This is a genomic window from Aurantibacillus circumpalustris (assembly GCF_029625215.1).
GTDB classification, from domain to species: domain Bacteria; phylum Bacteroidota; class Bacteroidia; order B-17B0; family Aurantibacillaceae; genus Aurantibacillus; species Aurantibacillus circumpalustris.
Map to the genome: position 1 here is coordinate 3,724,464 of NZ_CP121197.1, position 13,753 is coordinate 3,738,216.

The 13,753-nt window shown below is 37.0% G+C and carries 7 protein-coding genes; 5 read left to right on the forward strand and 2 right to left on the reverse strand.

Annotated features, from left to right (window positions below; all coding sequences use genetic code 11):
• The first annotated feature begins 45 nt into the window (after nt 1–45).
• A complete protein-coding gene (locus P2086_RS15430) occupies nt 46–1,905 on the forward strand; it encodes a T9SS type A sorting domain-containing protein (protein ID WP_317897649.1) in 1,860 nt (619 codons plus the stop codon).
• Nucleotides 1,906–2,108: 203 nt separating this feature from the next.
• Here P2086_RS15430 and P2086_RS15435 read toward each other — a convergent pair whose 3' ends face one another.
• Nucleotides 2,109–5,504: a T9SS type B sorting domain-containing protein gene (locus P2086_RS15435; RefSeq protein WP_317897650.1), complete on the reverse strand. Its 3,396-nt coding sequence runs from the start codon at nt 5,502–5,504 to the stop codon at nt 2,109–2,111.
• 287 nt (nt 5,505–5,791) lie between these two features.
• On the opposite strand from P2086_RS15435, the gene P2086_RS15440 reads away from it, so the two are divergent.
• On the forward strand, nt 5,792–7,624 hold the full coding sequence (locus P2086_RS15440; protein WP_317897651.1) for a tetratricopeptide repeat-containing sensor histidine kinase: 1,833 nt from the start codon (nt 5,792–5,794) through the stop codon (nt 7,622–7,624).
• A gap of 2 nt (nt 7,625–7,626) precedes the next feature.
• Nucleotides 7,627–8,247 (forward strand): response regulator, encoded by a 621-nt coding sequence (locus P2086_RS15445; protein WP_317897652.1) that lies wholly within the window; start codon nt 7,627–7,629, stop codon nt 8,245–8,247.
• Nucleotides 8,248–8,302: 55 nt separating this feature from the next.
• On the opposite strand, the gene P2086_RS15450 is transcribed toward P2086_RS15445, so the two are convergent.
• Nucleotides 8,303–9,925, reverse strand: coding sequence for a T9SS type A sorting domain-containing protein (locus P2086_RS15450; RefSeq protein WP_317897653.1), 1,623 nt, complete (start codon nt 9,923–9,925; stop codon nt 8,303–8,305).
• 260 nt (nt 9,926–10,185) lie between these two features.
• Here P2086_RS15450 and P2086_RS15455 point away from each other — a divergent pair, with 260 nt between their 5' ends.
• Together P2086_RS15455 and P2086_RS15460 are read left to right on the forward strand one after the other, a co-directional pair.
• On the forward strand, nt 10,186–10,593 hold the full coding sequence (locus P2086_RS15455; RefSeq protein WP_317897654.1) for a DUF7793 family protein: 408 nt from the start codon (nt 10,186–10,188) through the stop codon (nt 10,591–10,593).
• A 570-nt stretch (nt 10,594–11,163) separates the two neighbouring features.
• Nucleotides 11,164–13,710 carry a cation-translocating P-type ATPase gene (locus P2086_RS15460; protein ID WP_317897655.1) on the forward strand — a complete coding sequence of 849 codons (2,547 nt, stop codon included), beginning with the start codon at nt 11,164–11,166 and terminating at the stop codon, nt 13,708–13,710.
• Nucleotides 13,711–13,753 lie beyond the last annotated feature (43 nt).

The following is a 13,753-nucleotide window of genomic DNA, read 5'->3' on the forward strand; positions in this document are numbered from 1 at the left end:
GAATAGAAATTGATTATATTCGATGTAATCTAATTAATTGATTCAATGAAACCCCAAACAAAAACATTACTATTTTTTCTATTTAACTTGTTTGTCTGCCTTGCATTCTCTCAAAATGAAACGAATAAATGGTATTTTGGTAACCACGCTGGATTAGACTTTATGACCAGTCCGCCAACGATACTAACAAACGGAGCTATAAACACTATTGAAGGTTGCGCTAGCATGTCTGACACTTCAGGTAATTTGATGTTTTATACCGATGGTATAACCGTTTATAATAAAATGCATATAGCAATGGCAAATGGAACAGGCTTAACAGGAAACAGTTCCTCCAGTCAATCCGCGATCATTGCCAAGCAGCCTGGAAACAGTACAGTTTATTATGTGTTCACACAAAGTGGACCTCCTGGAGCTGGAAGCGCATTCTCTATCGTTGATATGAGTCTAGCTGCCGGAATGGGATCTGTCACGGTTAAAAACACAACCTTGTCTGCTATTTGTACCGAGAAGTTAACGTCGGTGAAACACTGCAATGGTAGTGATATCTGGGTAATTATTCACGATTGGAATTCTGCAGATTTCAAATCATTTCTATTGAGTTCTACAGGAGTAAATACAACACCAGTTATTTCTACCATCGGTACTACTCATAGTATTAATCCAAATTACGCCGGTTGTATGAAAACCTCGCCGAATGGTAAAAAGCTTGCTCTAGCTATCCACGGCCTTGGTGCTTTTGAATTATATGATCTTGATAATAGCACTGGCGTAATCTCTCATTCGCTTAGCTTAACTACAAACGCTGTTAACAAGGCTTATGGCGTTGAATTTTCTCCAGATGGCACCAAACTTTATGGCGGTACAGGCTACAGCAACGGATTTCTTTATCAATGGAACCTCTGCGCTGGCAATGATTCTTTAATTGTAGCAAGTAAGTATCCTGTTTACACGAGTACTGCAGGCATTGCGGCAATGCAAGCTGCTTCGGATGGAAAAATTTATGCCGCGCGATACAATCAATCCACGCTTGGGGTAATAAACAATCCTAATGTTTTAGGAGCAGGGTGCAATTACGTAGATCTTGGTCAATCCATCGCACCAAAATCAACTGTGTGGAGCATCCCTAATTTTATCACCAGTTATTTTAAAACAGCCCCTACTCCGTTTACTTATAGTTCAAGTTGTACAAGCTATTCATTTGACTCTTCACCAACCTTTAGTTTGAGTGTTGCTTGTGGTGGTAATTTAAATACAGTTACAGGACTATTATGGAATTTTGGTGATGCAAATTCGGGTACTGCGAACACGTCCACATTAACAAATCCTGTCCATAATTATTCAGCTATTGGAACTTACACAACACAGCTCGTAATCTATTACCAATGTTCTTCTGACACAATTCGCGCTATCATTACTCCTACGGCTGTACCTCCAGCTCTTAATGTTACAGGCACTTTTACACTCTGCAAAGGTGATAAACAAATCTTAACTGCTACTGGAGCAAATAACTATACCTGGAGTACTGGTATTCAAACCTCAACAATTTTAATTTCGCCAACAATTACAACTGTTTATAGTGTTAGTAGTACTTATTCAAATACCTGCATGCAAAGCAAACAGTTTACTATAACAGTAAATAAATGTACCAGTCTACAAAATATTACGAAAGAAGAATCTTGGTTTAATATATATCCAAATCCTTCAAATGGCAGTGTGAGCTTTGAAACTTCTAAAGAATTAGAAATTAACCTTACAGATTTCACTGGTAAACCTATACGAACAATTCCAACAAAAATTGGTACAACTCAGGTTGATCTTGAAGATCTGCCAAGCGGTGTTTACCTTTTGAGATTAGCTACCTACCCAAATTCTAAACCAATTCGTTTTATAAAAACAGATTAATAAACTTATTTTTGTTCGGTCCTATAATTAAAACACTGAATGTTTCAAAATGGAATTGCTGACATTGTTACTTTCCAATGGGGTGCGTTTAGGTCATCAAATATCTTACCCTGACTATTTATGAAAACTAATGAATCGCTGTATATGAAATAATCAAATACTCTTATGCATTAGAAAGAAAGTGCTTATGCAAAGAATTGAAATTATCTATTAATACTCACGTGTCCACTATAGGATTTTTCACTCCCTTTTCCATTTATGAAAAGCGTGATTTTCCAAACATAGGTACCATTTTCGCACACCTGTCCTTTATAGCTTCCGTCCCAGCCCTCATTTGTATCAACACTTTCGAATAACATCTCTCCCCAACGATTAAAAACCATTAGATGGTACCAGTTAGCGCCGCGTACGATCGGTAAAAAAACTTCGTTTTTTCCATCCTCGTTTGGCGTGAAAATATTTGGTACATAGATACTAAAATTAGGTTCCACTGAAATCTCTTTTACAACTGTATCGGCACAACCCCACTTATTTCTAATAACCATTGCCACCGGATATGTACCAGCATTTGAATAGGTGTACCGTACGTACTCGTCGGTAGTGCGATACCCCATATTGTCTGTAAAATACCAATCTCTGTTTGTAAGTTCAACTCCGTCAGAAGTATTTGTAAAAAGAACCTCGTCTAACATTTCAATTGGGGTTTTAGGAGCAAAAACAAAATTAGCCGAAGGTTTTGGAAACACATTTACTATTAGTGTAAACTGATTTATGCAATTGTTTGTGTCTCTCAACATTCCTTTAATATAATGTTCTCCTTCTTCTTTAAAACAATGTCTAAAATCGCTACCTGTAAAAGACGTTGTACTTACTTGCCAGTTCATTAAATTTACAGGAGTCGATGTTGAATTAACTGAAAATGAAAGTTGAGAACAGTAAGGGGCGCATCCTTTAAGCTGATCTGCAGGGAAGTGACCAGTTGGCAGATTAAATAATGCCAGAGGTTGCGTGGCATCGGCTTTACACTTGTTTAAATCAATAACTGTAAGTGTATATATACCAGAATAATTCATTGAATTGACCTTAAAAGTCATATTCTGATCGTTACCGATATATCCTGCGGGTCCATTCCATTGATAGTCGCCGCCTCCACTTCCTTGGAGAGTTATCATATTGTTCACACAAACTGTCTGCGCAATAGAAGTAATGATAGGTACAGGCAATGGCGCAACCGATAAGGTAACCATGGCTGAATTAGTACAATTGTTTAAGCTTGCAACTACTGTATAATTATGACTTTGTAAAACGGTAGGATTAAACATAACGGTAGAGCCCGCCACTGAATTGAGCGCTGTTGAAGGGAACCAGATAAAGTTATCTCCTGTTCCCTTTGTTGATAATACAGCAGAACTTCCAAGACATACAACGGCCTGATTCGTTTCGACGACAAATTGCGGCAGCACATTAACCGTTAGTGTACTGCTATTAGTAGCGCTGTTACAACCTAAACTTGTACCAATCACTGAAAATGAAGAAGTGCTTGCAGGAGTTACTATCGCTACGTTATTACTTACGCTACTGATACTTCCAGGAAGCGCGGCCGACCACGTGTAAGCGTCAGCGCCGGAAGCAGTGTACGTATATGTCTGTCCAACACATATTGGAAATGGATTACTGATAATCACTGTTGGATTTGGAATAATAGTAAATTGGCTTGTGACACTTACAGTACAAGCTCCGTTAGAACCGACGAGCGTAACGGTGACGGGTCCAGCTGGCTGATATGGCGCTGTCATGGTCAAAATCGATGCTGGTCCTGAAGGGTTGGAGCTATTTATATAATTTGGAACGCTTAATGTGTAAAGACTTGCTCCTGTAAAATTTGCAGTAAGACCGTTAGGTGATCCATTAAACGCTTGTGCACAAATTGTCTGGTTGTTTAATGAAATATGGGGACTTGGCGGAGGGAGAACGCTTGCAGTGGCAGTGGCAGAAATTTTGCAACCGTTCACGCCCGTTGCTATAACCGTATAGATGCCTGAGTGTTGAAGCGTAGAATTTGGAAATAACACATTTTGTAAGTTGGAATTAAAATTTAGGGGGCCTGTCCATGTATAAGTAGTTCCTGCCAAAGGATTGACACTAAGACTAAGTGTCTCGCCTGCACAAACTGTTCCTGCAACTACCACAAGCGCAGGCGCTGAATTAACGACAACCGTGGCATTTGCGGAAACAGTACAGTTGTTTGCTCCTGTAACTACCAATGTGTAAACGCCTGAATTGTTTGGTCCGACGGGATTGATAAGCGGATTTTGAATGCCAGAAGTAAAACTAAAAGGTCCTGACCATAAATAAGAGACTCCACCACCACCATTCAGCGACAAGCTCGCAGCATTACAAAGCGGGCTGTTAGAGGAAATCACTGGAACAGGAACAGGTTTTAAAATTACGCTGGCCGTGGTCATGGCTGTGCAGCCGGATACAGATCCGATCACGGTGTATTGCTTAGTAGTTAAAGGATTATGTGTATAGTTAGCGCCAGTTGCGAAGGGGCTGTTCCATGTATAAGTTACCGCGCCGCTTGCCGTTAAAGTGGCAACCTGACCTGGACAAATAGAAACGTTGCTGACACTTAAAACAGGATAATTCACAACGGTCACAACAAAAGTCCCGCTTCCGCTGCAGTTACCTGTTCCACCGACTACCGAGTATACCGTTGTCGAGGTTGGAGTAACAACAATACTCGATGAATTAGCGGATGTATTCCAGGTATAAGTAGTGGAGCCAGTTGCTGTTAGCGTCGCAGAACTACCTACGCATACGGAAGTTGGTCCCGCTATAGCAACAGGAGCCCCAGAACTTACTACAATCGTAATAGAATCGGCATCTGTGCATGCATTAGAATGCCCATAAAGGTAGTAAGTGGTAGTTATTGTAGGTGAAACTACAATGGTAGGATTAACTGAGATCGGGATCCAGGTATAAGAGAGGGCGCCTGAAGCCGTCAACGTAGTACTCCCTCCAGAGCAAATAGTTGAAGAGGTTGCTCCAATAACTAGGTTCACGGGAGTACTCACATAAACTCCGTCCAGAAAATTTCCAATCGCCACGTTCCCACCGCTCCAGTATACTGGCGTAAACCTGACTTCATATAATCCGTTGGTAGGAGGTGTGTATGTGACTGTATAAGTTCCCCATGCCGTGTTACCATCTCCATATTTGCCAAGAGAGATGTATGGTCCGCCAAAAGGGCCTATGGAAACTTGCACAGTATCAATACCTGCGCGGCCTCTGTGGGCAAAGCTAATACTGAATGGAGTACCGGCAACCGCCGTAACGGTTTGGAACATGGTTGCTGCCATGGTTGCGTTTAATTCCACAAATTGTATACCACTGTACGATGAAACTCCGTTAGCTCCATTCCCCCATACTTCCATTGTTCCGTTAGTAGCGGTTGTGCTCCAACACGGAATTGTTCCAACCAGCGCAACACCGGTAGTAATACTCGTATTATCGAAACTTCCATTACAGTTAACCGGACACGTTTGAGCGTTTATTTGCGTTAGAAATAAAAGTAAAAAAGGATATAACGTTTTCATTGAAGCACACTTACGAAGATATAAAAAATACTAGTTTAATTCTTCAATTTTAACTTACAAAACCAGTTACTGCTGTTCGATCAGTAACTGATCATATTTTTAGATGTAAAATTTTGGTAGACTCACGCCTTTAAGACACTTGTATCAACCATCTGTTATATTATTTAATCATTTTTACATTAAATAACTATTAAATTTTTAATTTCATAAATTAGTTTTCTTCTCACCTTTCAAATCACTAAGATCTGCATAAGATTATTTTTATATCATTATTTGTTATTTTGTTTGTGAATACACGTGCTCAAAACGATGATTCGTTAGTTCTTGCTTTAAAGAAAATTCCGGAAACAAAAATAAGTGCGCCCGACGATACCCTTGCCCTTGGCTTATTATACACCTTAGCACTAAGAAACATTGTTCCAGAAAAATTGGATCAATATTGTTTTCGATTAAGAAGAGAAACCGAAAAAAAAATAGTCCTTTTACCAAGAGACCATAAACTACAAACCACATTAAAAAAATATTTGGCTTTTGCCTATAATCACTATGGTCTCGTTAACAGGGATAAAGGTGACGTGGTAACGGCACTTGATTATTTTCACAAGAGCCTTAAAATTTATGAAGAACTCAAACTTTTAAACTGGGTAGGCGTTGTGTATAACAACATGGCTAACACTTACAATGATATTGGTGATTTAAATAAAGCGATTGAATACATTCGAAAAGGACTTACACTTATTAATCAATATGGCGAATATGAAGAAATAGCGGTAAGTACAATAAACCTGGGTTATTTTCACTTTCTTAAAAACCGAATAGACACCGCTTTGTTTTATTACGAAATAGGTCTTAAAAAATGTATTGAAAATAATGATCTGTATACACAAACATTGGCACATGAACGTATAGGTCAAGTTTACGCTGCGAAACAGCAGTACGACGTTGCGATGCACTACTATCAAAAGAGTTTGAACCTTGGCGAAAAATTTGATCGCTACAAATTAGTAGCTTCTGTTTTAAATGACATTGGTGATTGTTATTATTTTCAAAACAACTACAAAGAGGCCTTAAACTATTCCGAAAGATCGTTAAAACAAAGTCTTGAATTGGGCAATGCAGTAAAAATTAAAAACGCAGCATTCAGCTTAAAAACTATTTACGAAAAACTTGGTAATGAAAAACAAGCCCTTAAAATGTATGAGTTGTATATTCAAATGAGGGATAGCACCAATAATGAGATTACACAAAGACTGGCCCTTAAAAAACAAATGGAGTTTGAGTTAGAGAAAAAAGAAATTACTTTTAAAAGTGAAAAAGAGCGATTAGAAAAACTTTTTGATCAAAAACGAAAATTTTATTTTATACTCGCGTTGATTCTCTTAGTCCTTATCGGGATTCTTTTTTTATCCTTTTATCTCTGGTATAAATTTCGAAAAGAAAGACAAAGTAATGATTTGAATATAGAATTAAAGGAACAATTAAAACTTGAGATAAAAGAAAAGGAAAACATAGCAAACTCTATTATTGATATTCAAGAAATAGAACGCAAAAAACTGGCCGCAGAGCTGCACGACGGGGTCAATCAACTCTTGTTTGCAGCAAAATTACAATTAGGTGCGGCAAAAAGCACAGCTGAAGTTTTACATAAGGAAGGCATTAAATTAATTGAAATGGCCATACAGGAAATACGAGGAATTGCTGGTAACCAAGGATCCTTTTTATTAAAAGATAAGTCCTTGTCAGATGCACTCAGCGACTTAATTCAGCAAATGAATGGAACCAATAATATGGAAATTATTTTCTTAAACTATGGTATTAATGAAATTCTTTTAGATGAAAGTCATAAAATAAATGTATTGCGGACCATACAAGAACTTTTGAATAACAGCATTAAGCATTCTAAAGGAATCAACTGTTACATCTCAGCTAAAACAACAGATTCTAAGATTTTATTTTCGGTAAGTGATAATGGTATTGGAACAGATTTAAAAAATATAATTTACGGAAACGGACTTAAAAACATTAAAAATAAAATATTATTACTAAAGGGAAAAATAAGGAGTTTTTCTCTGCCAAATAAGGGTTCAAAAACGTTTATTGTTTTACCGTTAAATAAATAACAATGATAAAAATACTACTTGTTGAAGATCATAAATTAGTACGTCAGGCATGGCGTAATCTTTTGCTAACAAATAATGAAATTGTAATAATTGGTGAGGCTGAAACAGGAGAGGAAGCACTTGCTTTTGTGCGTGGTTCTATACCAGACATAATTCTTCTCGATATTAATCTAAAGGGTGAAAATGGTAGTGTTATTATTCCAACATTATGCAATATTTTACCACATCCTAAAATTATTGTTGTTTCAATGAATACAGAATATTCTTTTGTAAAAACTATGTTTAAACTCGGAGTGCTTGGTTATATTAGTAAAAATGCTTCGTTGGAAGATATGTTAACTGGCATTGCAGAAGTTGCTAAGGGGAACAAGTATTTGAGTCATGATCTTAAACAGGTGTTTATTGACACTTCTGTTGAAGAAACAGAGAAACCAGCGATCACACTTAAAGAAGTTGAAATTATTCGTTTAATTGCACAGGGATTTCAAAATAAAGAAATAGCTAGCAAATTATTGATTTCAGAAAAAACGGTTGAAGGAAGGAAGACAAGTATTTATCGTAAACTTCAAATTAAAAATAATTTAGGCTTACTGAAATATGCAAATGATAATGGGTATGTATAAAAAAAGGAACTGTCTCAACTGAAACAATTCCTCTCTCACTTAACTATACTACAACTTAAAACTTCATTATTTTTTTGCTTACTGTTCCGCTTTCATAAACGCCAACAAGGTAATAAATACCATTAGCTTGGTTAGAAAGATCAATCTGAGTTTCCTTTGTTTTGGTATTGATTGTTTCTATCAGCATTCCTACAGAATTATAAATATGAAAAGTCAAATTTCCTGAATTCGTTTTCACAACAAATAAATCATGCCCTGGATTTGGCATCACAAGAATTGAAAGTGGGTTTAACTCTTCATTTTCAATACCTGTGCAATCACCAACTGTTTGCGAAACATTCGCACTATTAACACAACCATTCCCATCCATTCCAGTTACCGTATAAGTTACACTAGTTGTTGGACTATGCAAAAAGTTTGTACCCGTTGCGCCGGTATTCCATGAGCATGATGTAACACCAGTAACAGTTATGGTACCTTCTTGACCGGCACATAAAATTGGGTCTGATAATGATACAGTGAGATTAGGCAATGCGTTTACTGTAATTGATTTTGTTACTGTAGATGAACATCCATTCGCATCTGTTCCTACAACGCTTAAAATAGTGTTTGTAGAAGGAGATGTAACTACTGTGTTTGTTGTAGCACCTGTGTTCCAAGAATAAGTTGATGCACCAACTACCGTTTCACTTATGGCTGATCCAACACAAGTTGAATTGTTCCCATTAATAACTAAAGTTGGCAGAGCATTAACTGCAATTGTTTTTGTAACACTTGAAGAACAACCATTTCCATCAGTTCCAGTAACTGCATATACAGAAGTTGCATTTGGAGAAAGCAGAACAGTGTTAGTGGTAGCTCCCGTTGTCCAAGAATAAGTAGACGCACCACTAACAGTTTGACTCGCCGAAACTCCAACACAAACGGTATTAAGACCCGTTATAGCAACTGTTGGCAGAGGATTAACCGTGATGCTATGGATTGCATAATTTATACAACCATATAAATTTATTCCGGCAACAGTGTAACTTGAATTACTGGTTGGAGCCACACTTATTGTATTAGCATTTGCTGTTGTGCTCCAGCTATAACTGAGTGCACCGCCTGCGGTAAGTGTTACTGAAGATCCAGAACAACTGAGACTAGAACCACTAACGGTTACCATTGGTGAATTAATAACCGCCCAATAGTCAACTCTATAATTAGGTCCAGTTGACCAAGTTGAATTAGTAGCCGGTGGATTTGAAAGTGATCCAGGTTGAAAGCACATATTTGTAGCTGCACCCGAACTAGAATAGGTCGCGGGGCCGACACCATTATAGTTTGCCATTATCCAATAATTACCAGCAGGTAAAACTGTATTACTTTGAACCGGAAGAATATTTGTTCCAAACGTAACAGTTCCTTGACTAGTAGATGATACCAAGGTACCGGGAAATCCAGCATTATCAGTATAAATAGCCATTCTATACTGAGCGTTATTACTAGCTCCTGAATTAAGTCCTAAACCAGTCAAAGTTGCAGTGCTTGACAAAGTGAATTGTTGAGCAAGCCATGAGCCATTGGTCCAGCCTGGATTAATAATATAAGCAGCCGGATAACTTCCAAATGTACATTGACCAAACACCGCAGGTGTGGTCATAATAGCTAAGAGAATTAAGAATAAATTTTTTTTCATTTTTTAGGGTTTAATATTTTTACGCGGCGAAAGTAGATATTCTATCTTGTTGCTAAGTGTATTTCATTAGAAGCTTTAAATAGTAAAGTGATTTTCCTTAAAATAGTTAAGGGTTTTCCCTTAACTATTGAGGGTTCCGTTTAAATACATTTAAATAAAAATCCTGTTTATCTACTTTAGCGACCCATTCGTAATTATACAATTTTTACTACGAATTAAAAAGGATGAGATTAGAAACTATACATAACGTAAATTAAGTAATGAACGCAGGTCCTTCGCACCACTCTATCATAGAATTAGAAAATGTTATTATAACCTTTAGAAAAGAAAATATTATTCAAGTTTACTTTAAAAATCATTTATTTTCATATTCTGAAAATGTCAAAATTTTTCACTTGATAAAAGATATGTCTCCTTGGTTGATTGCTCCCATTTTAATTTGTGGCGAAGATTATTACAATCATGACATGAAATCGAAACATTTTTTTGCAAGTGAAGAACTCAAAAAGAAATTTACTGCCGTTGCTTTTTTCGCGAATAACTTTGCTCAAAAAATGGTTATTCAACATTTTATTCAGAAGCACAAACCTAAAACAAGCACGCGCTTTTTTTATAGTGAGGAAGAAGCAATCGATTGGTTGGTAGGTTTTGATGCGAGTGAAACCTGAGTGCATTTTCGGAATGATAAATTCGTTTGATTCACAGTTGCCACAGGATTGCAAATCCTGCGGAGCGGAAAAGTTTCACAGGCTTTGAGCATAGATCTGATTCATAATAGCATCTCTTTAACTGGAAAAGAAATTTGGTTGCAGAATGATCACATAAAAATAAATGAGAAGGATCTGCTTGTCGGCCCACGCTTGGTGTCGCATATGCTAGCGAAGATACAAAACCGCCCTATCTTTTCTGGACAGAGAATTACAATTTTTAAAGATGACTCATTTATCAGACTTTTAATTTTAGAAATTAAAATCTTCGACTATATTTTTTCAGCAATAGATTCAGCGACTCATATTACTCTTTAAGCTCTTTCTTTGCGACTTCCGGATTGCTTTAGTTACTTGCAAACCCTAATTAGACGGATAAGGTAAAACAATTCTCATTTGTATACCCCCCCTTCAAACAAAAGAATGATTTATATAACATATATAATTTCATATTGAATTCTATTATGGTACATTTATATGAGTAAATCATTCTGCGCATTTTTCTTTAATTAAAAATCTCGAACTAATTTAATGTCCATAAACACGTTTGATATTAGCGGTCTTACAAATGAGCAAGTTCTTGATTCAAGAAATAAAAACGGGACAAACAGTGCAAACTACAAAAAAGAAAATGGATTTGTAGATTCCTTAAAGAGTCTGGTGAAAGAACCTATGATACTCTTATTGCTGGCAGCATCTTCAATTTATTTTATTAGCGAAAAAACAGGCGATGGCATTTTTCTTTCTTTGGCTATAGTGTTAGTTGCCGCCATTTCCTTATATCAGGATTCACGGAGCCGCAACGCACTCGATAAATTAAAAAATTTCACTCAGCCGCGCTGCAAAGTTATCCGTAATGGAGAAACAGAAGAAATTTTAAGTGAAGATCTTGTTATTGGCGATGCCCTGATTCTGGAAGAAGGAGGCTCGGTTGCTGCTGATGGCTTTATTATTCATTCAAATGATTTTTCTGTAAACGAATCTATTTTAACGGGAGAGTCCTTTACCGTATATAAAGACAAGACAAAAGAAGATAATGTTATTTATCAAGGTACAACCATTGTAAGTGGTTTAGCCATAGCCACTATCACTGCTATTGGCAATGAAACCAGACTGGGTAAAATTGGCAAAAGTCTCGAAAGTATAAAAGAAGAAGAAACACCCTTAGAATTACAAATCAGCAGTTTTGTGAAAAAAATGGTGATTGTAGGAGCCATTGTTTTTCTAATTGTTTGGGCAGTTAACTATTTCCATTCTTACAATGTGCTGGACAGTTTACTAAAGGCACTTACATTGGCCATGAGTATTTTGCCAGAAGAAATTCCAGTGGCCTTTACGACCTTTATGGCGCTCGGCGCATGGCGATTGATGAAGATGGGTATCATTGTGAAACAAATGAAAACTGTAGAAACACTTGGCAGCGCTACGGTTATCTGCACCGACAAAACTGGAACCATCACCGAAAATAAAATGAGCCTCGCAAAACTTTATACTCTTTCTTCACAAAAAATATCGGATCCAGTAGGGACTTTAAGTCCAGACGAACAAGCGCTTATTACATTGGCTATGTGGTCGAGTGAGCCCATACCTTTCGATCCCATGGAAGTAGCCTTACATGCAGCATATAAAAAAAATGTCGCTACAGATGAGCGTCTACATTATAAAATGGCGCATGAATATCCTCTTGGAGGTAAGCCACCAATGATGACGCATATTTTTGAAAATGAAAAAGGAGACCGCATCATTGCCGCAAAAGGCGCACCCGAAGCTTTGATGAATGTATCGGATTTAAGTGCAGGTGAAAAACTAAAAATTGAAGAAGCCATTGCAACCTGTGCTAGTGATGGTTACCGTGTTTTAGGTATTGGCGAAGCCCTTTTTGAGGGAAATGATTTTCCAACAGAACAACAGCATTTCAAATTTACGTTTAAAGGCATTGTAGCATTTTACGATCCACCAAAGAAAAATATTCGGACCGTACTTGAAGATTTTTATACTGCCGGAATTGCCGTAAAAATTGTTACCGGTGATAACGCAGCTACAACCAGTGCCATTGCCAAGCAGATTGGTTTTAGAGGTTATGATAAAAGTATAAGTGGAGATACTCTAATGAAAATGGATGACGCAGAATTACAAAAAACGGTAATGGAAACGCAAGTCTTTACACGCATGTTCCCAGATGCGAAGTTGAAAATTATTAACGCATTAAAATCAAATCAACAAATTGTAGCCATGACAGGAGACGGTGTAAACGATGGTCCCGCACTAAAAGCCGCTCATATTGGTATCGCCATGGGAAAGAAAGGAACTGAAATAGCGAAACAAGCAGCTTCTTTGATTCTGGTAGACGATGACCTTTCTAAGATGGTAGACGCGGTTGCTATGGGTCGTAAAATATATACCAATCTTAAAAAAGCAATTCAGTATGTTATCTCTATTCACATTCCTATTATCCTTATCGTATTTATTCCATTAATTTTAGGTTGGATCTATCCGAATATACTTTCTCCGATTCATGTAATTTTTTTAGAATTAATTATGGGTCCTACCTGCTCTATTGTTTATGAAAATGAACCCATTGAAAAAAATACGATGCAACAAAAACCAAGGCCTTTTACTAGCACTTTTTTTAGTTGGAAAGAACTCACTACAAGTATTATACAGGGTCTGGCAATTTCTTCAGGAACATTGATCACTTATCAATTTGCCGTTATGAATAGCTTTGATGAGCCGACTGCAAGAGCAATGGTCTTTACGCAATTAATTATTGCCAATTTAGTCTTAACACTTGTAAACCGATCTTTTCTTTATTCTATTTTCACAACATTGAAATATAAAAACAATTTGGTTCTGCTTGTGATCACTGCTACGTTGCTGATTTTAATTGCGCTGCTTTACATACCTACGCTTAATAATTTCTTTCAATTTAAAAAACTGCATGCCTTGCAAATCGCCATTAGCGCAATCATTGGTGTTACAAGTGTGATTTGGTATGAATTTGTAAAATGGAGAAAACGGATTGGTTGCAATTCTGCAAAGTGCACTTCCAAAATTGTTGTAGGTTTTGGTAAAGACTAAAGGTTCTCTTTATTCTTTGCATGATTTAAGGCTGGCGTTGTCA

Excerpts from the sequence above, each read along its gene's own strand:
- P2086_RS15430 (WP_317897649.1), top strand. The coding sequence starts at position 46 with ATGAAACCCCAAACAAAAACATTACTATTTTTTCTATTTAACTTGTTT.
- P2086_RS15435 (WP_317897650.1), bottom strand. The coding sequence starts at position 5,504 with ATGAAAACGTTATATCCTTTTTTACTTTTATTTCTAACGCAAATAAAC.
- P2086_RS15445 (WP_317897652.1), top strand. The coding sequence starts at position 7,627 with ATGATAAAAATACTACTTGTTGAAGATCATAAATTAGTACGTCAGGCA.
- P2086_RS15455 (WP_317897654.1), top strand. The coding sequence starts at position 10,186 with ATGAACGCAGGTCCTTCGCACCACTCTATCATAGAATTAGAAAATGTT.
- P2086_RS15460 (WP_317897655.1), top strand. The coding sequence starts at position 11,164 with ATGTCCATAAACACGTTTGATATTAGCGGTCTTACAAATGAGCAAGTT.
- P2086_RS15450 (WP_317897653.1), bottom strand. The coding sequence starts at position 9,925 with ATGAAAAAAAATTTATTCTTAATTCTCTTAGCTATTATGACCACACCT.